Below are 23,623 nucleotides of genomic sequence, written 5' to 3'. Positions count from 1 at the left end.
TCCCCATTATCCTTCATATCTACACAGATGAAGCATCAACACAAACTTATTACGACAAATATAATTAAAAATATCCCATTTATATCGTTTTTTAAGATAATATTTGATATATTCGTCGGAAATAAAAGCTAAATATCAATATTTACTCTTAACACCAACAAATATGGAAACTACAGATTACAAACTGTACAGTTATAAAATGAAGCATGACAACCGTTTTGCTCCAAACCCTTTATTTGGAGTACTGACACTTGCAACATGTAAGCCTGCAATGCGTCGCAACACCAAAATAGGAAACTGGATTGCGGGATGGACTTCAAAACAACTAAAGGACAGTCCGACCGAAGTTGGAAAAGAAAAACTTGTCTATTTAGCAAAAGTGACACAAAAACTTTCTTTTGCTGAATACTGGGAAAAGTATGAACAAAAACGACCTGTAAAAACAGAAGATACTAAAGTTATACAACGTTATGGAGACAACATATATAAACCAAACCTGACTAACCCTAAAGAATTTATACAGATAGAAAACAACTTCCATGGAAAAGACAAAATGGACAAGGATTTGAGAGGGGAATATGTTCTTATCTGTGAAGAATTTTATTATTTCAGTCGTTTGTCCCCGTTGGATATCCCTGTTGTGTTACGTCCCAACATTCCTAAAGTGCAAACAAGCTATGGAGTAATAACAAAGGATGCCGCAGAATTTATAAACTACGTCAAACAACATGTTGAACTATGCAAATACACTGACGCCAAATGAAAGTTATACTAAGTAGAAAAGGATTTGATTCCCAATATGGTAGAATGCCCAGTCCAATATTGCCGGGCGGGACATTACTGTCATTGCCGATACCCTCAAAAACAGATATGGAAACAAAGTATAGAGATTTATACTATGGCAATAGTTCATATTACGATATCATCCATACTTTAAACCCCAACAACAAAATAAAAGAAGAATATAACTGTCATTTAGACCCCGATATCAGAGAGGAAATAAAGGATAGACCAACAGGGTGGAAGCCTACATTCGGACAGGAAAAGACCGCATTACGACACCTACAAAAACAGGGAGTGGGAATCGGTGACTTGTTTTTATTCTTTGGTTGGTTTAGGCAAACGGAGTACATTGCCGGACAATTACGTTATAAAAAAGACGCTCCGGATTGGCATGTTATATACGGCTATCTTCAAGTAGGAGAAATCATTGACACTCCTACCAATATCCCCGCATGGTTAAACGGACACCCACATGCAAAAATGGAAAGATGGAACAGTCCAAATGTCATTTATACGGCTCCTTCCAAACTTTCATTTTTACCACAACTATCCGGAGCCGGATGTTTGCAGTTTTCAAACAGGCTTGTACTTACTAAAGAAAAATGCAGCAGGAGAGTATGGAATTTACCCGATTTTTTCCGGCAAATTCCAATAAGCTATAATGCAAATTCCTGGAAAGAGGACTGTTTTATTTCCGCAGCCAAAGGGCAAGAATTTGTTTTTGAAGCAAATGACAACGCTTTGGAATGGATAAAAGACATAATTCAATAATAAAAACATTTATATCCAACAACAATTATAGACAAGAATGTGGAAACAATAGTCAGAAAGTTCCTTAAAGACAGTGACGAATTTGAACTTATACCGTTAGACAATTAGAAAGATAACACCGTCTTTTTGACTTTTCCAAAAGGAATTGACGAATATGCAAATGTCGGACTTCCTATTTATGTATTAATAGACAAATTAAGAAACGTCCGTTATGCAGATAGCAACGAGCAACATGAATTGTTGATACGTAGCCAATCAGAAGAATTGGAAAGTAGTAATGAGGAGGACTGACAGATCAATGCGTCACTAGACATTTAGAGGGAGGCTTCGATGAGGCTTTCTATGTCCTTTTTATCACTTTTGCTATTGAGACCTCACAATTAGCTTCAGCACAGACTCAAACACAAAAGTTCGTATTAAAGCGTTTTAGCCACTTTATCCCCTTACCGAATAAATTATACCTTTGAAGAATGAAAATGGCAATACGCTTCCAATAGAGAAGTTATATATAAGATTTGACCTGATAATAAATATAAAAAGCAAATTATAAACTAGGACATCAACTTACATAGGTGGTAATCCTACTAGTCCTCTTCCTCATCCTCCTCTTCCTTCTCAACCTCTTTAACCTCTTCATCCTCTTCCTTCTCAACCTCTCCTCGGTAGGGTTCGAACGCATCAATATTTCATGATTTTCTTCGTACGTGGCGTATCGGGCTTTACCCAATTTATCAATCAGTATATAAATAGGACGTCCGTAATTTGTATTCCCGTTCGCCTCTTTATAAGCTGCAAAATAGACTACATAGTTTTTGTAGTTTTCCTCTTTAATCAATTCAAAATCCTCGTCTCCGTCTAGAAACTTCGTGGCTATCGCCCGAGTTACCTCTTCTGTCATTTTACTCATAATACATTGCGTAATCTTTAACAATATCCGGTTTAATAAGTAAATTATCTACTCGTAGTACTTTACACACATATTTGGGGCTAACATCTTCGTTCATTTCCCCCATCCCTCCTTGTGCAAAACTACCATCTTTTGACAATGCAAATATAACAAATCCATGGACAAAAGCAAAGATTTCTCGCCATTACAGAGCTACATTACTACAAGATATTGTCACATAGAGTAGATTTTCCCAAATCTATAAAACGAATTAAGAACGAACCCTACATAGCCTATCGATACCCCAACAATAGCCTCATCACACACTTAATCATAGAGGCTCGTTTTAGAGCGATATTAACCATTTTGTCCCTTTACCGAGTAAATTATGCCTGCAAGGGATAAAAGAGGCAATACGCTTCCAATAGAGGAGTTATATATAAGATTTGACTTGAACAATAGACAAAAGGGGGAAAGCAAAGCATCCTAACAGCAATTTTACAACTATACAAAAGCAAACGGAGAGGTCGAATAAATCCAACCCCTCCGCTAAAACTTTAATCAGTTGTCATTAAAACGGCAGATCAGTTAACGCCCCCTTAGCAGCGTCACAACCTAGCTCCGCAGATTTATGATACCATTCATTAGCTACATCTTCATCCTTGTTTTTCCCCCACAATCCTTTTGCATAGGCTTCCCCCATTAAAAACATGGCATAGGGCATTCCTCTTTCACACATGATTTCCAAGAGTTCAACACCATTTTCTTCATTTAGCGGAGTTTCTTTATCTCCACCATAAAGCCACAGGTTGACAGCCTCCCACAATAAGGGTTCATCCATTTCAACATCATCGCTGGCGTACAGTCCTGCATACTCAAAGCACGCAGCAGCCTTCAATAGATTTGGTTCAAAATTAGGAGCACCACATTTATACAGGTAAGCATATATAGCTTCAACACCCGAATGCCCTAATCTACTTGCCTGTTGAAAATAGAAGATTGCCCTTTGTGTATCTTGGCAAACTTTATTTCCATTCAGATACATTGCTCCCAACTCAAAAGCTGCATCTTTATCCCTATTAGCTTTTCTTATCAAATCAAACAACATTTCTGAATCCATTTCTTTACTTAAATTAGTTTTCATATTTTCTTAATTTAAAAATTACACAATATTGATAATTATATTTTCCTAGAATGCACTAATATACATGGCATATCACGTATAAGATTGGTGCTCTTACATATATTCCTCATATTAGAGCCTGTTTTTAATCCTGTTATTTGAAATAAATTAATTGGGAATATCCAATAACATAGGTCACACCCCAATTCTTTCTATTCGCTTCCATAAGACGATCAATTGACTTGATAAAATAGCCGTTGCTCCTCTTCTATACTCATGCCGTCTTCTGAACTTTCCAACAGCCAAGTAAGATAGTGTTCAATCTTATCGGTCAACTCCAATATTAGACTGGGGAGTACCAAATGATTTTTCCCCCATTCTGACGCATCCTGGATTCTTTTTTGGAACTGAGCGTGTCGAACTCTGTCTTCGGGCTGCGGATTTTTACGCAACTTAAATAGAACGTTTTTCACATAATAACCCAAGTTTTGTCCCGCGATTGCTATACAAATGCACCATTTATCAAAGTCCTTGGCGCTCTCAAAAATATTAAAATCCACATCCAAGCAGTCATTAGGCAGCTTCTCCATATCTTCATAATAGCCAAACCACTCCGCAACCAACGTCCAAAATACACGTTTGTCCCATAATTCACCGGCTGTAATCTCTCTTCTAAACAACTTAAACAGCTCCTTCTTTTTAAGCGTAATTTCATACCTCAATAAATACTCCGGTAGACTACTTCTACCCACTTTGGGCAACTCTTTCTTCTTTTTAGCCTCTGATATTTTATCGTAGAACTTTACCCGTACACCCTCTTTGTCGAAATATACAGTTCCACCCTTACCTTCAGCCCAATCATTAGGAGTGAACCCCTTTATTCCACTTAACTTCCTTAAATAAAATACAGGGGGTTGCGACATTTCAAAGTTATGAGCAAACTCTACATACTCCACCTCTGCATCATACATAGGTACTCCCAAGTCCTCACTTAACATCATAATACAACACTCAACATCATTCAATGACATAGTATGCGTATTGTGACCCCATAAAGACTTAGGAAGACTACCCTCGAATGACACACACGTTTCTGTAGCTATAATAGTACGACCATGCCACCACCCCAAACCACCTGTACCGTCAGCACGGTAGGAATACGCAACTATACGGCTTAAGACTGATTGCCAATTGTACCCTATTGGTAGGGCATGTAATACCAACTTGACTTTATCATACATGACTATTAAATTTAGATGTATATAAAAACTTGTACATAATTGAGTTTATTACTATTTACGAAAACGTGCCGCCAACTGACCTTCCATCCTTTTGACAAAATCCTCATTCGTTTCCTGTTTCCGAGCTGTCAGCCATTCTTTGATTTCATCACGTCTAAATTTCAATTTACGTCCATTGCTACCGGAACGACAGCAAGGTATCTCATTTGCACAAGTCAGTTTATAAATCGTATGCTTTGCATAGCCTGTCAATTCACAACAAAGGTCTACACCAAACACCTCCGGATAATCTTCTATCCGTTTTAACGGTCTATTGTTCTTCTGTTGCTCGTTTTTGACAGCCGTCGGTACTGAACCTAGCATACTACAAATAGTTTCCCGTAACGACCTTATTTGAGCCAACACCATATTTTCCCAATCCGTCTTTAAGTATCGGACATCATTATTGTCCAATGCCTTCTCCATCGCATCATGGTGATAGTCATTTATAAAACCCCTACTGGATATAGCAGCATACAAAGTTTCGGCTGTTAACAGTCTCTTCCCCTCTTTCCGCCACGATTCCTCTTCGAAATACAATTCATCCACTTCGTCCATACTACATTTGCCCTCTTCCCATTCTTTTATTTTATCCTCATAATGGGAAATAAAAGAAAAACTTTTCCAGTTGACAATAGCCTCATCAACAGTTTCCAGCACCTGTTCTAGTTCTTTTTTATCACCATGTGTCAGACTTTCAAGATAAAACCCAAAATCCGTTTCACACCATTCATCCGCTTCCCCTCGGAGCAACTTGTTTATCAAGCTGCCCAGAGGCATGATACAATCATTTTTCATTGTTTTGTAGTTATAATAAATTTACTGTTCTGTCTAATATGCTAGTATCAAAACTTGCGAGGTATGTAGCCGTTGTGTCAATATTGGCATGACCCATTACTTGGCTGATAACCTCACGTGGAACATTCTTTCCCTGTAACTGCATTGCCATTGTATGACGGGCAACATAAGTGGTCAGTTTTATTCCAATATTTAATTTTTCACCAAGTTTCTTCATGTTGTTATTAATCCTTTTGTATCTCGTACGTCTATGCTCGTACCATAATTCTTCTTCACCATAATCTTTGGTTATTAAAGGAAGAAGATAGTCCCCCATTAAAGGAGTGTTCGATTTAAACCAATCCAACAGTTCCTTTATAGGTTCATTTATCTTTATTATTATGGGCTTCATTTCTTTGGCATTCTGCGTTTTGTGTCTTTTATACACAATATGTTCACCCGTCGCCAATACTTTAATATTAGCGGAAGTCAATTTCGCCATGTCCACCATACTCATTCCAAAACAATAGTAGGAAAACAGAAAGAGTCTGCGGGCACGCTCCAAAACAAAATCCTCCTGGGGTGATTCTTTTATAAGTTCCAGTTCTTGCGGAAGCAAATATCTTTTTTCCGTTACCTCTGACAATTTACCCAGTTCAAAACCACCTTTCCCAAACGGATAGGTATCTAAAGAGCATTTCTTTTCCTTTATAGCCTTATTTAGTATCACACTTAAAGGTTTCAAATAAATCCTTCGGGTATTGCCACAACACCCCCGTTTTTCCAATGCCGCATTAAATCCAGTCACATACTTAAAATCAATTTCCGCACAAGTCCGTTCCTTTATTTTCTTATCATACTTTTCCAACATTCTAAGAGTGCCTTCAAACTTTTTAGCATTTCCTATATGACCAGTAGCTTTCAAAAGGTCTATATGTTCAATAAAAATATCATTTATTCTATTTCCCCTATTCTTACAGCAAAACTCTTCTTCAAATTGAATTAGCGACCAATTTTGTCCCTTTTCCGCAAACATCAACAAAATTTTCCCCGCACGTTCCTCGCAGGAGTTCAGAAACAAATTATCCCTCTCATAATTGGGACATACACGCTTATCTTTCTTAAAACGGTCGGCATCGTCATTCCACTGCACCCCTTGCGCTGATAGCCCCAAACTGATATATTTCCGTTTCCCATCCTTAGAAATACGCAAACACACAGGGTAACTTCCATCTCTCTTTTGGTTGCTCTTATAGAGCATAATTTTCATATTTTTCATATTCTATTTTTATTTAGTTATGTAGTATATACGCACATTGCAAAAGTGAACTCGTGCATTTTTGACGATTTTCGACGACTAAATTTACATTTTTCGCATCGCTCCACAATGAAAAGTAATCATATTTCTAATATTAAGAATTATTAACCATCTATTATTATAACATGCTGCACTACTTTATCGATTACATAATCATTACTTATTCATTACACGTTTTATCCAAATTACTACAACCAAAAGCAAATTATAGAGGTAAATAAATACTAATAGAAATTATAAGGGTGGGGAAACACTCTCTCTTCCAGCCCCATTATCGGAATAACAAAGCACAAATAATCCTACACGCACTTCACTATAAATCAAACGATTAGTAAAACAATCCATTTAATAAGGAAACAAATTTCACACTATTTATTTGCTAATTAAAAATTAATCAGTACTTTTGCATCCGCAATTCGGGGTGTAGCTCAGCCCGGTTAGAGTACGCGTCTGGGGGGCGTGTGGTCGCTGGTTCGAATCCAGTCACCCCGACTGGTTAAAGAGGTTAGAAACCGAATGGGTTCTAACCTCTTTTTATTTTAGAAAACAATGAAAGAAGATCCTAGACATATCCATATCAGTGAATACAGTTATCCTCTTCCGGATGACCGTATTGCTAAATTCCCGTTGCCTACCCGCGACCAGTCCAAACTCTTAATATACCGTCGTGGAGAAATCAGTGAAGATGTTTTCACTTCTTTGCCGGAATATCTGTCGCAAGGCAGTCTGATGATATTCAATAATACAAAAGTCATTCAGGCGCGCCTCCATTTTCGAAAAGAGACGGGAGCACTGATCGAAGTGTTTTGTCTTGAACCGATCCAGCCAAACGATTATGTCTTGAATTTCCAACAGACAGCACATGCCGCCTGGCTTTGCATGATCGGCAATCTGAAGAAATGGAAAGACGGACAGTTGAAACGCGAAATGACCGTCAAAGGATTCCCTATTACCCTGACCGCTACCCGAGGAGAATGTAAAGGAACCAGCCATTGGGTAGATTTTGCATGGGATAATCCGGAAGTGACGTTTGCCGATATCCTTGAAGTATTCGGAGAACTTCCTATTCCTCCTTACTTAAACCGGGATACGGAAGAAAGTGACAAGGAGACTTATCAGACTGTTTATTCTAAGATTAAAGGTTCGGTAGCTGCGCCTACGGCGGGATTACATTTTACTCCACGAGTATTGGATGCACTTCAAGAAAAAGGGATTGATCTTGAAGAATTAACTCTACATGTAGGAGCAGGCACATTCAAACCTGTAAAAAGTGAAGAAATCGAAGGTCACGAAATGCACACGGAATATATATCGGTCAACCGGAGTACCATCAAAAAACTGATTGACCATGACGGTTGTGCTATTGCAGTAGGGACTACTTCTGTACGGACTCTGGAAAGCCTGTATCACATTGGAGTTACATTGGCTGAAAATCCGTATGCTACGGAAGAAGAACTACGTGTCAAACAATGGCAGCCTTATGAAAAGTACGACCAGATTCCTCCCGTTGTTGCGTTGCAAAAGATATTAGGATATCTCGACAGGAATGGTTTGGAAACCCTTCACACCAGTACACAGATTATCATAGCACCGGGATACAATTATAAAATAGTAAAAGCGATGGTTACTAATTTCCATCAGCCGCAAAGTACCTTGCTGCTTTTGGTTTCAGCTTTTGTAAAAGGGAATTGGCACACAATTTATGATTATGCACTGGCGCATGATTTCCGATTCCTAAGTTATGGAGATTCTTCTTTATTAATACCATAAGATATTCTCCTCTCCGTAAGATTTCACCCAATATAAAAGACACTATGCCAAGCGATAATAACCAGGAAATGTTCCCTATCGTAGACGAACAGGGAAATATCACCGGAGCCGCTACTCGCGGAGAATGTCACAGCGGTAGCAAACTGCTTCATCCGGTAGTTCACCTTCACGTATTCAATGCCCAAGGAGACATCTATTTACAGAAACGACCCGAATGGAAAGATATTCAACCGGGGAAATGGGATACGGCTGTGGGCGGACATATTGATTTGGGCGAAAGCGTAGAAATCGCCCTAAAGAGAGAAGTCCGTGAAGAATTGGGCATCACAGACTTCACCCCCGAGCTTCTCACCAGTTATGTTTTTGAATCCAGCCGTGAAAAAGAGCTTGTTTTTGTCCACAAAACCGTTTATGAGGAAGAAATCCATCCCAGCGACGAACTGGACGGTGGACGATTTTGGAAGATCGAAGAAATAAAAGAAAATCTGGGTAAAGGAATCTTCACTCCCAACTTCGAAGAAGAGCTGAAAAAAGTATCCCTTATTCCTTCTCTATCCAAGTAATAATCTTTTCAGAGAACGGACTTTCTTTCGGAGACACAACTCCCGCCCAATGTCCGTTCTCATCAATCATAAACTTCTGAAAATTCCACTGAACCGGTGCGTTTTCTTTTCCATTCTGTTTTTTCTCCGTCAACCATTGGTAAAGAGGAGCCATATCTTTTCCTTTAACGGAAATCTTAGCCATCATCGGAAAAGTAATATCATAGTTCAAAGAACAGAACTTGGCTATTTCCTCATTACTACCCGGTTCTTGTCCCATAAAGTTATTCGCCGGAAAACCGATAATAACAAAGTCTTTTTCTTTATATTTCTCATATAGTTTCTCCAGTTGAGCATACTGGGGCGTCAGCCCACACTTAGATGCCACGTTGACTACCAACACTTTCTTACCTTTCAGTGAAGAAAGAGGAAAGTCCTTACCATCAATAGTTTTCACTGTAAAATCATAAAAAGACTTGTTTTGCGCTTCCGAAGAAATTGCAAACAACAGGCTTACCATCATCAAGACGAATGTTTTCATGTTGAATATACATTTAATTTGTTTTTATATTAAACGAGTAAACTGAAAGAAATGTTTGTCCAGCAGTGAAACAAGAGCTATGATTTTACATCTTTCAATTCCCCAATCCGTCACTTCACCCCACAATCTTTCCGCTTCATTTATTCTTAGTGATAACGGATGAAGATAGGTAGTAATTTTGTATCGTGAAATAATAATACAACGAAAGTCATGTTTACAGCTATTGTACGTTTTTCAATCAAGAAGAAACTATTTGTAGGACTCACTACTCTCTTCCTGTTTATCGGAGGTATCTATGCGATGCTGACACTACCTATTGATGCCGTGCCCGACATTACCAATAATCAGGTACAAATAGTGACCGTATCCCCTACACTCGCACCACAAGAGGTGGAACAACTCATCACTATGCCTATCGAAATAGCGATGAGCAATATTATGAATGTCGAAGATATCCGTTCTGTCAGCCGCTTCGGGCTATCGGTCGTAACGGTCGTTTTTAAAGAAAGTGTCCCCACACTCGATGCACGACAGTTGATAAATGAACAAATACAAAGCGTAACAAGCGAGATTCCCTCCGAACTCGGAACACCGGAGATGATGCCCATCACCACCGGTTTGGGAGAGATTTACCAGTATATATTGAAGGTAGCTCCCGGATATGAGAAGAAATATGACGCAATGGAACTCCGCACCATTCAAGACTGGATGGTGAAACGTCAGTTGTCCGGTATACCCGGTATAGTAGAAATCAATAGTTTCGGCGGTTACCTGAAACAATATGAAGTAGCCGTCGATCCGGACGCCCTGTTTTCTTTGAATATCACTATCGGCGAGGTATTCGAAGCACTTAGCAGCAACAACCAAAATACCGGCGGAAGTTACATTGAGAAAATAAAGAATGCCTACTATATCCGGTCGGAAGGTATGATTACCCGCATCAAGGATATTGAACAGATCGTAGTGACCAACCGGAATGGGATTCCGGTACATATCAGTGATGTAGGAGTTGTCCGCTTCGGTTCTCCAAAGCGTTTCGGTGCCATGACAAAGGATGGTGAGGGCGAGTGTGTCGGCGGAATTGCCATGATGCTGAAAGGTGCCAACGCAAATGTAGTGACTCAAGAACTCGAAAAACGGGTAGAAAAAATACAGCAGCTATTACCCGAAGGAGTCAGTATAGAACCTTACTTGAACCGTTCGGAACTGGTAAACCGAAACATCTCTACGGTTGTCAACAACCTGATTGAAGGAGCGGTTATCGTCTTCCTTGTACTCATCCTCTTCCTCGGCAACCTCCGTGCCGGACTGATTGTAGCATCCGTCATCCCGCTGGCAATGCTCTTCGCTTTTATCATGATGCGTGTATTCAATGTCACCGCCAATCTAATGAGTCTCGGTGCCATTGACTTTGGTATTGTAGTAGATGGCTCTATCGTTATATTGGAAGGTATCCTCGCCCACATTTACGGAAAACAATTCCGAGGCCGCACACTGACCCGCAAAGAGATGGACAAAGAAGTGGAAAAAGGAGCTTCCGGCGTTGCACGTTCGGCCACTTTTGCAGTGTTGATTATCCTTATCGTCTTCTTCCCCATCCTTACATTGAACGGGATTGAAGGGAAATATTTCACTCCTATGGCTAAAACACTTGTGTTCTGCATTATCGGAGCCTTAATTCTTTCACTGACTTATGTTCCTATGATGGCCTCCCTCTTTCTGAAGCATACCATTGTTGTGAAACCCACCCTTGCCGACCGCTTCTTCGAGAAACTGAACAAGATCTACCAGCACACCCTGCGAGCCTGTCTTCATCACAAATGGCGTACCGTCATCGTAGCCTTCTCCGTGCTGATCGGTTCACTTTTTCTCTTTACCCGCCTGGGAGCAGAGTTCATTCCTACTTTGGACGAAGGAGATTTTGCCATGCAAATGACACTACCCGCAGGAAGTTCGCTGACCGAAAGTATCGAAGTATCCCGCTTGGCAGAGAAAGCATTAATGGATAAATTCCCTGAAATCAAACATGTGGTAGCCAAAATAGGAACGGCAGAAGTTCCCACTGACCCGATGGCAGTGGAAGATGCCGATGTGATGATTATCATGAAACCATTCAAAGAATGGACAAGTGCCGGAAGCCGTGCAGAAATGGTGGATAAAATGAAAGACGCACTTGCTCCGCTCTCCGAACGTGCCGAATTCAACTTCTCGCAACCGATACAGCTTCGCTTCAACGAGCTGATGACGGGAGCAAAAGCAGATATTGCCATCAAATTATATGGAGAAGACACGCACGAATTATATGAAAGAGCCAAAGAAGCAGCTACCTTTGTAGAAAAAGTGCCGGGAGCAGCGGATGTCATCGTTGAGCAGACGATGGGATTACCCCAATTAGTAGTGAAATACAACCGTGGCAAAATAGCCCGTTACGGCATCAACATACAAGAGCTTAACACCATTATCCGAACTGCCTATGCCGGAGAGTCAACAGGTGTAATCTTTGAAAACGAACGGAGATTCGATCTCGTGGTCCGGCTTGACCAGGAGAAAGTGGCCGACTTGAATCTTGATAAGTTGTTTGTACGCACTTCGGAAGGAATTCAAATCCCTGTTGGAGAGGTAGCAAGCATCGACCTTGTCAGTGGGCCACTGCAAATCAACCGGGATGCAACCAAACGGCGCATCGTCATCGGTGTCAATGTGCGTGACGCAGATATCCAGCAAGTTGTCGCCAATATTCAAGAGACACTGAACAAGAACATCAAACTGAAGCCGGGATATTACTTCGAATACGGCGGCCAGTTCGAGAACTTGCAAAATGCCATCAATACCTTACTGGTAGTCATCCCCGTGGCATTAATGCTCATTCTATTGATTCTGTTCTTCGCATTCAAAAACATCACCTATACCCTGATGGTCTTTTCAACCGTCCCCCTATCGCTCATCGGTGGTATCGCCGCACTTTGGCTACGCGGGCTCCCGTTTAGCATATCGGCCGGAGTAGGATTCATCGCCTTGTTCGGGGTAGCAGTATTGAATGGTATCCTGATGGTAAATCACTTCAACGAACTTCGTAAACAAAATACCTATTCCATGACTACAAACCAGATTATCAAAAGAGGGACTCCACACTTGCTCCGTCCTGTATTCCTGACAGGACTGGTTGCATCTCTGGGATTCGTCCCGATGGCAATAGCCACTTCAGCCGGCGCAGAAGTACAACGTCCGTTGGCAACAGTGGTCATCGGTGGCTTGATAATTTCTACCGTACTGACTTTACTCATCATTCCGGTGTTTTACAAAATTGTAAATTCATTTGCTATCTGGAGACGTCCGGGAATCAAACTGCGCTGGCTTTTCGGGGGATTGTGTCTCCTGTTCTTGTTTCTTCCCGCGTTCGTTTCCGCTCAACAGACACAAACAGTCAGTCTCGAACAGGCGATAGAAATAGCCAAACAAAATCATCCTCGCCTGAAAATAGCCAATAATGCTATTCAACAAGCCAAAGCTACTCGCGGAGAAGTGATAGAAGCAACGCCTACCTCGTTCAGCTATTCCTGGGGTCAACTTAACGGAGAAAACAAAAAAGACAAGGAACTGGCTTTCGAGCAAAGCCTGGGCTCCCTTCTAACGCCATTCTACAAGAATGCGTTAGTCAACCATCAGGTAAAAACGAACACCTATTATCGGCAGAAGGTAGAGAAAGAAATCACAGCAGAAGTGAAAAGGGCGTGGGCCTACTACCAATATGCCACTAATCTCTGTTCAATGTATCGGGATCAGGATAAAATGGCAGAAGAGCTGCAGCGCATCGGAGAATTACGATACCAACAAGGAGAAATCACCTTGCTCGAAAAAAATATGATGACCACCATAGCTGCCGATCTGCATAACCGCTGGTTCCAAGCAAAAGAAGAAGAGAAAATGGCATTGGCACGTTTCCAATGGAGTTGCTATTCCAACGATCCCATTGTTCCGGTGGATTCCACTTTATCCTTATTCTATACCGGCATTTCGGATGGAAACCTGTCGGGAGCACATACTGCCTACTTTCAAAGCCAGGCAGATGAAGCGAAAGCAATGCTTCGTGTAGAGCAGAGCCATTTCTTTCCTGAAATCAGTGTGGGGTATACACGTCAGGACATTCTCCCACTTAAGAATCTGAATGCCTGGATGATCGGGGTTTCTTTCCCCATCTACTTCCTGCCACAAAAGAGCAAAGTGAAGCAGGCACGGCTAACCGCCACTTCAGCGCAAATACAGGCAGATGCCAACATCCGGGAGTTAAGAAATAAGACACTCGAACTGGAAGCATCCCTCCGCAGATATAACGAGAGTTTACGATATTATACATCTTCTGCCCTGAAAGAAGCGGACGAACTGACAAAGGCAGCCAACCTGCAATTGCAGCAGAGCGAAACAGGCATTGCCGAATATATACAGTCGATTACCACCGCCAGAGAGATACGCAGAGGCTATATTGAAACAGTCTACCAATACAATATTGCTGCACTGGAATATGAACTTTTCAAGTAGGTGGAAAATCGAGACATTGAATGACATACATCACCCTGAATAATTATTATAAAACATAAGATATGAAAAAGATAGTTTATCCCATCCTTTTACTAGTTCTAACGGCTTGCAAAGGAAACCAGCAAACTACAAATAACGAATCCGCCGCAATTCCCGTTGCCGAAACGATAGCAGATACCATCGCACAACCCGAAGTGGATGCCATCACTTCAGCTACCTCAAAGCCTAATCAGGTTTCGTTCAACGGACGAATCGTTCTTCCTCCTCAACGTCAGGCAACCATTGCTTTAACCATGGGAGGCATTGTAAAAAAGGCTTCTCTGCTTCCAGGGCAATGGGTGGCTGCAAACAGTGTAATCGCTACGTTAGAGAATCCGGAGTTCATCACCCTGCAACAAACTTATCTGGACAGTCACGCACAGACCGAATATCTCTTAGCTGAATACGAACGGCAAAAAAATCTGTCTGCCGAACAAGCAGCTTCTCAAAAGAAATTCCAGCAAAGTAAAGCGGACTTTCTCTCCATGAAGAGTCGCCAGGACGCCGCTGCTGCACAACTTTCTCTTTTAGGCGTTCAAACGGAGGCATTACTTAAGAACGGAATACAACCGCTACTGGAAGTCAAAGCCCCTATTAGTGGTTATGCCGCTAATGTAGCGATGAACATCGGCAAATATATCAATCCGGGAGAAGCACTTTGCGAACTTATCGATAAAAGCAGCCCGATGCTTTGCCTGACTACTTACGAGAAAGATCTTGCAGACATACAAGTCGGCAGCCCGGTACAGTTTCGTGTAAACGGAATGGGGACACAAACCTTTCACGGTATCGTGATTTCCATCGGACAAAAAGTAGACGAAACCAATCGTTCGCTCGAAGTGTATGCTTCCATCAAGGAGGAAAATGTACAATTCCGCCCCGGTATGTATGTCACGGCACACATTCAGAAACAATAATTGACCAACTGTGACAACAGCATTGACATTTTATAACCGGTAACTCATAATTTACCACTATCTTTGTTGTATGATAGCCAAAGCAATAAAAAAAGATAAGTATATACTTTCCACAGTCATCATCTCCTTAGCGGTTGCTGTACTGATTCATTTTCCTGAATCAGTATCTCTTTTCGACCGTTTCGAAAGTCATTCCTTATTCCCGGGGATGAAGTTTATAGATGTGGCAAACGAAATCCTGTTTACCTTTCTGTCGCTATTGTTACTTTTTGCCATCAATACCCGTTTGTTTCATTTCAATCAGGCTTCCATTAAAATTACAGGGACAAAGATTTTGCTTTCCTTTATCGTGACATGGATATTGAGTAACTTGTCAGGACAGTTTTTTGTTTTCCTTCACAGAACGTTTGATATTCCGGCCATCGATGCCATGGTACATCATTATTTGCATCCATTGCGAGATTTCATTGTGGCATGTCTCGTCACCAGTAGTTGCTGCATCATTCATCTTATATTCAAGCAGCAACTGGTACTTATCGAGAACGAACAGCTTCAGGCAGAGAATCTCCGCAATCAGTATGAAGTACTGAAGAATCAGCTGAACCCACACATGCTGTTCAACTCGCTGAATACCCTGCGTTCGCTGGTACGCGAAAATCAGGATAAAGCGCAGGATTACATTCAGGAACTCTCCCGGGTACTAAGGTATACTTTGCAAAGTAATGAGTCACAATGTGTCAGTCTCCGGGAAGAAATGGAATTTGTTTCCGCTTATATATTTCTATTAAAGATGCGTTTTGAGAACAATCTACAATTCGACATACAGATAAGCAATGCCTACGAAGAATATCTCCTCCCTCCAATGGCGGTGCAAGTGTTGATTGAGAATGCAGTAAAGCACAACGAAATCAGCAACCGGAAGCCGTTGACCATTCATATCACGACGGACGATAACGGCAATTTGTCTATCAGCAACGACATTCAGCCCAAATGGACTGCAACTTCCGGAACCGGCATCGGACTTGCCAACCTTGCCAAGCGATACAGGCTCTTGTTTAAACGGGATATACAAATAACGGAGGACAGAGAGTTTACAGTTTGTATTCCTTTGATTGAAAAATCACAACTAGAACAATAATCACCATGAAGATTGTCATTATAGAAGACGAAAAAGCAGCAGTACGAAACCTGACTTCACTGCTGAATGAGATAAAACCGAATGGAGAAATCGTGACCATACTGGATAGTATCAGTTCCACTATCGAATGGTTCAGTTCTCATCCGATGCCGGAACTGGTATTCATGGATATTCACCTGGCAGATGGTTCCGCCTTCGAGATATTCAATCATATCAATATTACTTGTCCGATTATCTTTACAACTGCCTATGATGAATATGCATTACGCGCATTTAAAGTAAACAGCATCGACTACTTATTAAAACCCATCGGTAAGGAAGACATAGAACACGCTTTCGATAAGCTCCAAGGTTTACAAGATGCTGCTGACAAACACCAGTTCCCCTTTCCACAACAGGAGAATGAGCTACTGAAACTGATACATTCACTCCAAAAGCAGGAAAACTATAAAAGTCATTTCCTTATTCCTAGCAAAGGAGACAAACTATTGCCCGTTTCTGTAGATATGATACAATTGTTTTATATTAAGGACTGTCAGGTAAAAGTAGTCTTAACCGATGAAACCGAATACTGTTTTTCTCAAACATTAGATGAACTTACGGAGTGTCTCAATCCTTCTCTTTTCTTTCGGGCTAACCGCCAATATCTTATTTCGCGAGAAGCTATCAAAGATATTGACTTATGGTTCAACAGCCGCCTGTCCATCAACTTGTATTATTCAGGAATCAAAGAAAAAATACTTGTCAGCAAAGCCCGAGTAGCAGAGTTTAAAGAGTGGTTCTCTAAGAGAAAACGTTGATTCCGAGACATTGCCTTCTTAGAACAAATAGCAAAACAAAGTGTTTCGTGCCGTGAAACGATTGGTTTCAACGCTTGAAACAAACAGTTTCATGTAGTAAAACACTTTGTTTCAAGCCTTAGAAACTTTAGTTTCAAGCCTCTGAAACTGCAGTTTCCCCTAATGGAAACTAAAGTTTCCCGCCTTGAAACCAAAGGTATCCCCTGTTGAAACTGTACTGTACTGGATTTAGTTGACAACTTCGTTTGTTATACCTAAGTTAGTTAACTCAATATATTTTAAAACCTAAATAAGTTTACTTGTCCCTTTGTAATTCCTTAATAAGTTGTCATATTAAAGATGTTGCAAACATATGTATCTTTTCTTATAAATGCAAGACTTCGGGCTGTAAACTTCATTAAACAACAAAAACTCTTCGCTCGGGGATCGCCCTCGCGGCAAGGGGCGGGAGCACCCGTCCCGACGAGCGGGACTTCAACTACCTTTTTCCGCGTACTTACGAATATGTTCCATCGGTGTTTTCATTTGTATACCTTGATGGGGTCGAACATAATTGTATGCATATATGGCGTCGCTTATACGTTTATCCAACTGTTCAAAGCTGTCATCTTCGCAGTCAAACAACCACCCATTCTTGATCGTGTTATTCATCCGTTCAGCCAGGGCATTATGTAGCGGATCTCCACACTGCGTCATACTAATATTGATATGATGTTTCTTGAGCATATCCACATACAGGTTTGAGCAGTATTGCACTCCCCGGTCAGAATGGTGTATGAGACTACTCAAATCAACATTGTATCTGTTGTAAAAGTCTATAGCCATCCTCAGTGCCTTTAAGGGACCTTCCGCTTCAAGTGTTTTGCACAGGGCATATCCAACTATCGCCCGACTGCCCGCATCGGTAAGAAGAGACAGGTAAGCCCATCCCTGGTACGTGGCAACATAGGTTATGTCCGCTACAACCATTGAACCGAATGTGTCAGCTACAAATTTAGGAGTAACATTTAGCAAGTCCGGATAAATGTAATAATTATGATTAGAATTTGTTGTCTTTGGTCTCACATGTCTGACACGTTGACACAGGCCATTAGCACGAAAAATATTATAGCATTGATCACGCCCAATGACCATCCTGACACCAAACTTGCGGAGACAGCATGCATAGAGTTCACGTATACCAGCCTTAGGCATAAGTTTACGTAACTCATTACAATACAACACAATGCTTGATGTGAGGATGTCTATTTCCTTTTTTCTGTTGACATGCTTATAATAACCTTGTCTGGTTATGCCGAAGTAATCACAGAGGAACTGTAGCCTACCGCGCATATGACGGGCAGAGTTCCCCTGTGACAAGGTATCGATTACTTGGCATCGGAGTTTTTTCGAACCTTGATGTGATAGGTTGACTCAGCAAGATTTATTAATTCCTCACAAGCTTCATGACGAAGACTTTCCTCCTGAAGAGCACGCTGAAGTTTGCGATTTTCGGCACGCAATGCAGCGAGTTCTTTCTCCAGTTCATTGAGAGACTCAGCAGAGTATTTGTTGAAAGAGGGGTGGTCTGTACTCATAACTTTATCATTTATATGATACTTATCAAGCCAAAGAATCAGCAGACGACGGCAAATACCGGTACGTTTGGCAAACTGATACTTCGTTTCCGAAGTAGATAAATACTCACGAATATAAGACATTCGTTCGGATTCTGTGTAAGGAGTGTACTTCTTTTTTAATTCTTTCATGGGAATTTCGCATTTAAGAAGTGTCAACTTATTTAGTACACTACAAACTTCTATTTACATACAAGCTTATATTTATATGCAGGCATGTTCATTTCAAACGGTGATAGATGAATGATTAGATGATAGGTGGAGAACAATCTATCACCACCCTGAAAGCTCGATGAACAATGCGTTTCAGAAGAATGGTGATAGATTGAAAGAGGATTCCATTTTTACGTATGGAAAGTTAGAATATGTGCCATCATTCAATGACAGCTGCAAAGCCGCCATTTCTAACCATCTTTATAGTTAGCTGTTCTCCGGCTTTCACTTGGGCTGACTTGCAACGATAATCCATCGCCTGACGTCCTGCGTTGATACCATCCTCAAAAGATGTCATTTGATAAGAGCGATCTTTATTCAAGAAATCTAACTTTATGGTAAACTTACGTTCCTTTTCACCATTGTTAGTCATTCCTCCTATAAACCACTTATCACCTTTCCGTTTTGCAACAATGACATATTCACCCGCTTTAGCTTCCAGTGCCACAGTCTCGTCCCACGTTACGGGAACTTGTGTAATGAAACGGGTACAATCTTCATTACGATAATAAAGAGTAGGATTATCCGCCAACATCTGCAGACCACTTTCAAAAACCACAAAGAGTGCCAACTGATAAGCACGTGTTCCGATACTTGCAGCATTAGGACGTTCCGACCGATACACATTAGGCTGCATACTAATCATCGCTCCGGGAGTATAATCCATCGGACCGACAGCATTACGCATAAATGGTAAATACAGACTATTATCCGGATAACAACCGCCCATTTGTTCCATTCCACGCACTCCTTCGTAAGACAATACATTCGGATATTTATATTCCAGTCCGGCAGGTTTGAAAGAGCCATGAAAATCGACAAACAAATGATGTTTGGCTGCTTCTCGGGCTACCCGTTCGTAAAAGTTGACCATCCACTGATCGCTTCTGTCCATGAAATCAATCTTAAGTCCTTTTACTCCCCATTCATTGAAAGTCTTGAAGAGATCAAAATTGTTTTCTACCGTCAACCATGTCAACCAAAGCACAATCCCTACATTTTTTTCTTTGCCATAACGAATCAACTCGTGCAAGTCTACTTTGGGATTAGGCGTATAAGGATCACGTGTACTTTTAGCCCAGCCTTCATCCATAATGATATATGGAATACCAAATTTAGAAGCAAAATCAATGTAATACTTATAAGTATCCAAGTTATAACCGGAAACAAAATTCACATCCGGTCCGTAAGGAGAAGCGTCATTCCACCATTCCCAGCTCACCTGTCCCGGCTTAATCCATGAAACATCCTGAAGTTGATTCTTTTCAGCCAGTTTATAAGTCATTGTGTTCTCAATCAACTGCTTATCATTTTTACTTATCACAAAGTAACGCCAAGGATAATTTCTCGTACCTTTTGTTTTAGCAATGTAATCAGCTTCTTGAGTAATCTTCATGCTACGATCACTGTTTTCGGCAAACGCAAGCGGAGCTTTAGGAAAAACAGAGATTGCTCCGTTCGTCCCCGTTCCTTTGAGAAACATACATGGATAATCAGCCAGATCCGACTCGCTGATTAATATTTTATAGTCTTTTTGTGTGTCAATCAATACCGGCAAAACAGCTATCCGTTCTTCAGGCTTCCACGCATTACTTTGAACATGTGTGTAAGGTTCCTCATAAGCTGTATGGAAGCCTCCCGGTTGTTGCAAGTGAAGAAGATAATCCGACGGGAAGTTGATAGCAAACTCTTCGTTCATTACTTCAACATCACCTTTTTGTGAGGTAATAAACCGGTAAGCAACTCCATCGTCAAAAGCACGGAATTCTACTGCATAATCTTTAAAGGTCAGTAGCAATTGATTATAACGATTATTGACTTTCGAATATTTCAAAGGAACAATAGGAGTTAATTGCTCGTCGACACTCATACGTTTCTGACGGCGCAGTTTGGGATTTTGTCCCAACACCTGATTCCTCAATGTCAACTGAAGGGTATTGTCTTTCAACAATACATCTCCGTTATAATCTATACTATAATAGATTTTATCCGAGAGATTCAAGGACACTTTCAGCTCTCCATTGGGAGAAATTAACTCTAACTTATTCTGTGCACGAAGTAGTGATGCCAAGCACAAACACACAACTAACAGGAAATATCTTCTCATGATTTAGATATTTAATTAATAATCGTTTTACATTGGCAAATGTAATAAAAACATCACTTCGTACTATCAAACGGACTGGGTAATACTCCTTCAAAAGTCATTTTCACTGGTTTGATATACCCGTTTTCATTAAATTTACCTGATATTTCATTGTCTTTCCGGGCAACGACAAAGAAGGAGCTACCGCTTCATCCGATACCGCACGCTTATAGTTCGGTTTATTGCTCATGACAAAACGTAGTTTCACGCCATCACGTATATCCTCATATTTCAAATAAGATTTGTCATACTTCTTGCCATTCACATACAATTCCTTTACATACACATTCTTCGGCGACCAATTATCTGCTACCATTTCAATCACTTTTCCGTTGCTCATCCGAACTGTTATTGCCTCAACGCAAGGAGAACCGATGTTATACATATTGCTTGAAGGAGCCACCGGGTAAAAGCCAATGCAATTGAACATATACCAAGCCGACATCTGTCCGCAATCGTCATTGCCACTTAATGCATCCGGAGTATCGCCATAGAAACGTTCAGCAATCGTCCGTACCCACTTCTGACATTTCCAAGGTTCTTTCAAGTAATTATAAAGATACGCTACATGATGGCAAGGTTCATTTCCATGCCAATAGGCTCCGATACGGCCTTGAATATCATGTGCTCCCGGAATGTCATCCGGCAACTCTACTGTGAACAGTTCATCCAACCGGTTGCGGAACCAATCTTCGCCAGCTTCGTTCATATATCCTTGTACATCTTGTGGTACGTACCAGGTATATTGTACAGTAAAGCCTTCCGTAATATCCCCCCATCCATTTACAGATCCGGGTCCCTGATAAGCTACCGGAGTAAACGGTGTACGCCAGTTTCCCTGACTGTCCTTGCCACGCATATACTTCGTTTCCGGATCAATCAAAGTCTGATAAGAGAGTGCACGATTCAAGAAATAACGATAATCATCCTCTTTACCCAAAGCCTTGGCAGCCTGTGCCATGCAATAATCATCATACGCATATTCCAATGTTTTAGATACTGATTCCGCCTCTTTATCGAAAGGCACATATCCCATCATACGATATTCCGGCAAACAGTCATAATTCGGATTCATCGCCGTGGTCTTCATAGCCTCATACGCACGTTCGTAATCGAACCCTTTTACTCCCTTCACAATCATGTCAGCCAATACGGAAACTGCATGATAACCAATCATACACCAAGTCTCATTTCCATAAAACGACCAGATAGGCAGCATTTTCTCCACACTCTTATCATAATGAGCCAACATGGAATTGGCAATATCGGCATTCACTTCCTGCTGCACCAGATTGAACCAGGGATGCAAAGCCCGGTAGGTATCCCAAAGAGAGAATACCGTATAGTTGGTAAATCCTTCGGCTTTCTCTATATTTTTATCTAATCCTCGAAACTGCCCGTCTGCATCCTGAAAGATGAACGGATGCAAAGCCGCATGGTAAGCCGATGTATAGAAAGTTCTTTTCGTTTTACGGTCGGCAGTAAGGGTATATTTTCCAAGTTCTTTTTCCCATAGTGCTTCTCCTTTAGCTTTCAGATCATCGAAAGCGAGTTCGGCAAGTTCCGCCATATTGTTCTTTGCTCCGTTTGTGCTGACCGATGAAATAGCAGTTTTTACAATCACTTCCTCTCCGGCTTTTGTATCAAAAGAGATGCAAGCCATCAGATTCTTTCCCCAAGCCTCATAGCTGCTACGAAACCGGGAGGTATTGTAAATCACCGGTTTCTTATTCTGCATAAAGCGCAAGCCGGTCAACTTTTTAGAGAAAGTAGCCGTGAAATAGATATGCCGTTCCGGTCCCCAGCCTTTTACCAGTTTATATCCGGTGATGGTAGAATCATTTTCCATGCGCAGATTCGCCCATTCACAAGATTGCCATAAAGTATGGTTCATATCAATCATTATAAAAGCTTTATCCGATTGAGGATAGGTGAAGCGAAACATACCACTACGTACCCCTGACGTCATTTCAGCCTTTACTCCATAATCTGACAGTTCCACCGCATAATAATTAGGTGATGCCCATTCCTTTTCATGAGAATAACGTGAACGGTATCCCTTTTCCGGCTCCTCACGTGTCCCCGGATCCAGTTTCATCTCTCCTGTTCCGGGAATAAACAAGAAGTCTCCCAAATCAGGTATACCAGTCCCGCTTAAATGAGTCAGACTGAACCCCAACAAGGTGGAATGATTATATTTATAACCGGAAGCCGCATCATAGTATTTACTATCCGTGTCCGGACTCATCTGAATTCCTCCGAAAGGAATCTGCGCACCCGGATACACATTACCATAACCATCTGTTCCCACAAATGAATTCACATAATCAATCAGTTTCTCGGTTTGAGCCATGCCCGGCAAAATATTCACCAGGCACAGCCATACTAAAAACAATCCTCTTTTACCCATAACACTCACCATATTTA

Annotated in this window: 19 protein-coding genes and 1 tRNA gene; 10 read left to right on the top strand and 10 right to left on the bottom strand. The window is 41.0% G+C overall.

What is annotated here, in order from left to right; all coding sequences use genetic code 11:
- Positions 1 to 163: 163 nt before the first annotated feature.
- The 3 genes from INE92_RS24235 to INE92_RS24225 all read left to right on the top strand — a co-directional run bounded on the left by INE92_RS24235 (position 164) and on the right by INE92_RS24225 (position 1,845).
- Entirely contained in the window at positions 164 to 763 is a 600-nt protein-coding gene (locus INE92_RS24235) for an Nmad2 family putative nucleotide modification protein (RefSeq protein WP_004311014.1), read from the top strand.
- Positions 760 to 1,554: an Nmad3 family putative nucleotide modification protein gene (locus tag INE92_RS24230; RefSeq protein ID WP_004311015.1), complete on the top strand. Its 795-nt coding sequence runs from the start codon at positions 760 to 762 to the stop codon at positions 1,552 to 1,554. Before INE92_RS24235 ends, INE92_RS24230 begins: the two co-directional genes overlap by 4 nt.
- A gap of 126 nt (positions 1,555 to 1,680) precedes the next feature.
- On the top strand, positions 1,681 to 1,845 hold the full coding sequence (locus INE92_RS24225) for a hypothetical protein (RefSeq protein WP_157758044.1): 165 nt from the start codon (positions 1,681 to 1,683) through the stop codon (positions 1,843 to 1,845).
- A 268-nt stretch (positions 1,846 to 2,113) separates the two neighbouring features.
- Here the strand turns inward: INE92_RS24225 and INE92_RS27040 are convergent, their stop codons facing one another.
- The 5 genes from INE92_RS27040 to INE92_RS24195 all read right to left on the bottom strand — a co-directional run bounded on the left by INE92_RS27040 (position 2,114) and on the right by INE92_RS24195 (position 6,899).
- Positions 2,114 to 2,461: a hypothetical protein gene (locus INE92_RS27040; protein ID WP_224262958.1), complete on the bottom strand. Its 348-nt coding sequence runs from the start codon at positions 2,459 to 2,461 to the stop codon at positions 2,114 to 2,116.
- Between the two features lie 550 nt (positions 2,462 to 3,011).
- Positions 3,012 to 3,584, bottom strand: coding sequence for a tetratricopeptide repeat protein (locus tag INE92_RS27035; protein WP_004311016.1), 573 nt, complete (start codon positions 3,582 to 3,584; stop codon positions 3,012 to 3,014).
- 212 nt (positions 3,585 to 3,796) lie between these two features.
- Complete coding sequence (locus INE92_RS24205) at positions 3,797 to 4,804, bottom strand: phage/plasmid replication domain-containing protein (protein ID WP_004311017.1); 1,008 nt, start codon at positions 4,802 to 4,804, stop codon at positions 3,797 to 3,799.
- Between the two features lie 51 nt (positions 4,805 to 4,855).
- Positions 4,856 to 5,641 carry a helix-turn-helix transcriptional regulator gene (locus INE92_RS24200; RefSeq protein WP_032856120.1) on the bottom strand — a complete coding sequence of 262 codons (786 nt, stop codon included), beginning with the start codon at positions 5,639 to 5,641 and terminating at the stop codon, positions 4,856 to 4,858.
- Positions 5,642 to 5,651: 10 nt separating this feature from the next.
- Positions 5,652 to 6,899 carry a site-specific integrase gene (locus INE92_RS24195; RefSeq protein ID WP_004311019.1) on the bottom strand — a complete coding sequence of 416 codons (1,248 nt, stop codon included), beginning with the start codon at positions 6,897 to 6,899 and terminating at the stop codon, positions 5,652 to 5,654.
- 456 nt (positions 6,900 to 7,355) lie between these two features.
- On the opposite strand from INE92_RS24195, the gene INE92_RS24190 reads away from it, so the two are divergent.
- From INE92_RS24190 to INE92_RS24180, 3 genes are all read left to right on the top strand, one after another.
- Positions 7,356 to 7,430: transfer RNA gene (locus INE92_RS24190), tRNA-Pro, on the top strand.
- Between the two features lie 57 nt (positions 7,431 to 7,487).
- Positions 7,488 to 8,708: an S-adenosylmethionine:tRNA ribosyltransferase-isomerase gene (locus INE92_RS24185; RefSeq protein ID WP_195436583.1), complete on the top strand. Its 1,221-nt coding sequence runs from the start codon at positions 7,488 to 7,490 to the stop codon at positions 8,706 to 8,708.
- Between the two features lie 44 nt (positions 8,709 to 8,752).
- Positions 8,753 to 9,271, top strand: a complete 519-nt coding sequence (locus tag INE92_RS24180; protein WP_004323622.1) for an NUDIX hydrolase — start codon at positions 8,753 to 8,755, stop codon at positions 9,269 to 9,271.
- Here INE92_RS24180 and INE92_RS24175 read toward each other — a convergent pair.
- Complete coding sequence (locus INE92_RS24175; RefSeq protein ID WP_117684886.1) at positions 9,249 to 9,791, bottom strand: glutathione peroxidase; 543 nt, start codon at positions 9,789 to 9,791, stop codon at positions 9,249 to 9,251. The two genes, INE92_RS24180 and INE92_RS24175, sit on opposite strands and share 23 nt — an antisense overlap.
- 210 nt (positions 9,792 to 10,001) lie before the next feature.
- Between INE92_RS24175 and INE92_RS24170 the strand changes: the two genes are divergently transcribed.
- The 4 genes from INE92_RS24170 (at position 10,002) to INE92_RS24155 (ending at position 17,221) form a co-directional block, all read left to right on the top strand.
- Positions 10,002 to 14,327 carry a CusA/CzcA family heavy metal efflux RND transporter gene (locus INE92_RS24170; RefSeq protein ID WP_195436584.1) on the top strand — a complete coding sequence of 1,442 codons (4,326 nt, stop codon included), beginning with the start codon at positions 10,002 to 10,004 and terminating at the stop codon, positions 14,325 to 14,327.
- A gap of 62 nt (positions 14,328 to 14,389) precedes the next feature.
- Positions 14,390 to 15,283: an efflux RND transporter periplasmic adaptor subunit gene (locus INE92_RS24165; protein ID WP_004301142.1), complete on the top strand. Its 894-nt coding sequence runs from the start codon at positions 14,390 to 14,392 to the stop codon at positions 15,281 to 15,283.
- 70 nt (positions 15,284 to 15,353) lie between these two features.
- Positions 15,354 to 16,421 (top strand): sensor histidine kinase, encoded by a 1,068-nt coding sequence (locus tag INE92_RS24160; protein ID WP_004313051.1) that lies wholly within the window; start codon positions 15,354 to 15,356, stop codon positions 16,419 to 16,421.
- A 5-nt stretch (positions 16,422 to 16,426) separates the two neighbouring features.
- The gene (locus tag INE92_RS24155; RefSeq protein ID WP_004305425.1) at positions 16,427 to 17,221 is read left to right on the top strand and encodes a LytR/AlgR family response regulator transcription factor; all 795 of its coding nucleotides are present in this window, start codon (positions 16,427 to 16,429) and stop codon (positions 17,219 to 17,221) included.
- A 474-nt stretch (positions 17,222 to 17,695) separates the two neighbouring features.
- On the opposite strand, the gene INE92_RS24150 is transcribed toward INE92_RS24155, so the two are convergent.
- The 4 genes from INE92_RS24150 to INE92_RS24135 all read right to left on the bottom strand — a co-directional run bounded on the left by INE92_RS24150 (position 17,696) and on the right by INE92_RS24135 (position 23,618).
- Positions 17,696 to 18,553, bottom strand: coding sequence for an IS3 family transposase (locus INE92_RS24150; protein WP_015533000.1), 858 nt, complete (start codon positions 18,551 to 18,553; stop codon positions 17,696 to 17,698).
- 35 nt (positions 18,554 to 18,588) lie between these two features.
- Positions 18,589 to 18,969 (bottom strand): hypothetical protein, encoded by a 381-nt coding sequence (locus INE92_RS24145; protein WP_015532999.1) that lies wholly within the window; start codon positions 18,967 to 18,969, stop codon positions 18,589 to 18,591.
- 241 nt (positions 18,970 to 19,210) lie between these two features.
- Complete coding sequence (locus INE92_RS24140; protein WP_195436585.1) at positions 19,211 to 21,157, bottom strand: glycoside hydrolase family 97 protein; 1,947 nt, start codon at positions 21,155 to 21,157, stop codon at positions 19,211 to 19,213.
- A gap of 103 nt (positions 21,158 to 21,260) precedes the next feature.
- Positions 21,261 to 23,618 carry a GH92 family glycosyl hydrolase gene (locus tag INE92_RS24135; protein WP_195436586.1) on the bottom strand — a complete coding sequence of 786 codons (2,358 nt, stop codon included), beginning with the start codon at positions 23,616 to 23,618 and terminating at the stop codon, positions 21,261 to 21,263.
- Between the last annotated feature and the right edge of the window lie 5 nt (positions 23,619 to 23,623).

Source organism: Bacteroides xylanisolvens (assembly GCF_018289135.1).
Lineage (GTDB): Bacteria > Bacteroidota > Bacteroidia > Bacteroidales > Bacteroidaceae > Bacteroides > Bacteroides xylanisolvens.
Note: the sequence above shows the minus strand (reverse complement) of the source record. Positions and strands in the feature narration are given on the sequence as shown.

Bases quoted from the DNA above. Each gene is read 5' to 3' on its own strand.
- INE92_RS24235 (WP_004311014.1), top strand. From the start codon at position 164: ATGGAAACTACAGATTACAAACTGTACAGTTATAAAATGAAGCATGAC.
- INE92_RS24230 (WP_004311015.1), top strand. From the start codon at position 760: ATGAAAGTTATACTAAGTAGAAAAGGATTTGATTCCCAATATGGTAGA.
- INE92_RS27040 (WP_224262958.1), bottom strand. From the start codon at position 2,461: ATGAGTAAAATGACAGAAGAGGTAACTCGGGCGATAGCCACGAAGTTT.
- INE92_RS27035 (WP_004311016.1), bottom strand. From the start codon at position 3,584: ATGAAAACTAATTTAAGTAAAGAAATGGATTCAGAAATGTTGTTTGAT.
- INE92_RS24205 (WP_004311017.1), bottom strand. From the start codon at position 4,804: ATGTATGATAAAGTCAAGTTGGTATTACATGCCCTACCAATAGGGTAC.
- INE92_RS24200 (WP_032856120.1), bottom strand. From the start codon at position 5,641: ATGAAAAATGATTGTATCATGCCTCTGGGCAGCTTGATAAACAAGTTG.
- INE92_RS24195 (WP_004311019.1), bottom strand. From the start codon at position 6,899: ATGAAAAATATGAAAATTATGCTCTATAAGAGCAACCAAAAGAGAGAT.
- INE92_RS24185 (WP_195436583.1), top strand. From the start codon at position 7,488: ATGAAAGAAGATCCTAGACATATCCATATCAGTGAATACAGTTATCCT.
- INE92_RS24180 (WP_004323622.1), top strand. From the start codon at position 8,753: ATGCCAAGCGATAATAACCAGGAAATGTTCCCTATCGTAGACGAACAG.
- INE92_RS24175 (WP_117684886.1), bottom strand. From the start codon at position 9,791: ATGAAAACATTCGTCTTGATGATGGTAAGCCTGTTGTTTGCAATTTCT.
- INE92_RS24170 (WP_195436584.1), top strand. From the start codon at position 10,002: ATGTTTACAGCTATTGTACGTTTTTCAATCAAGAAGAAACTATTTGTA.
- INE92_RS24165 (WP_004301142.1), top strand. From the start codon at position 14,390: ATGAAAAAGATAGTTTATCCCATCCTTTTACTAGTTCTAACGGCTTGC.
- INE92_RS24160 (WP_004313051.1), top strand. From the start codon at position 15,354: ATGATAGCCAAAGCAATAAAAAAAGATAAGTATATACTTTCCACAGTC.
- INE92_RS24155 (WP_004305425.1), top strand. From the start codon at position 16,427: ATGAAGATTGTCATTATAGAAGACGAAAAAGCAGCAGTACGAAACCTG.
- INE92_RS24150 (WP_015533000.1), bottom strand. From the start codon at position 18,553: ATGCGCGGTAGGCTACAGTTCCTCTGTGATTACTTCGGCATAACCAGA.
- INE92_RS24145 (WP_015532999.1), bottom strand. From the start codon at position 18,969: ATGAAAGAATTAAAAAAGAAGTACACTCCTTACACAGAATCCGAACGA.
- INE92_RS24140 (WP_195436585.1), bottom strand. From the start codon at position 21,157: ATGAGAAGATATTTCCTGTTAGTTGTGTGTTTGTGCTTGGCATCACTA.
- INE92_RS24135 (WP_195436586.1), bottom strand. From the start codon at position 23,618: ATGGTGAGTGTTATGGGTAAAAGAGGATTGTTTTTAGTATGGCTGTGC.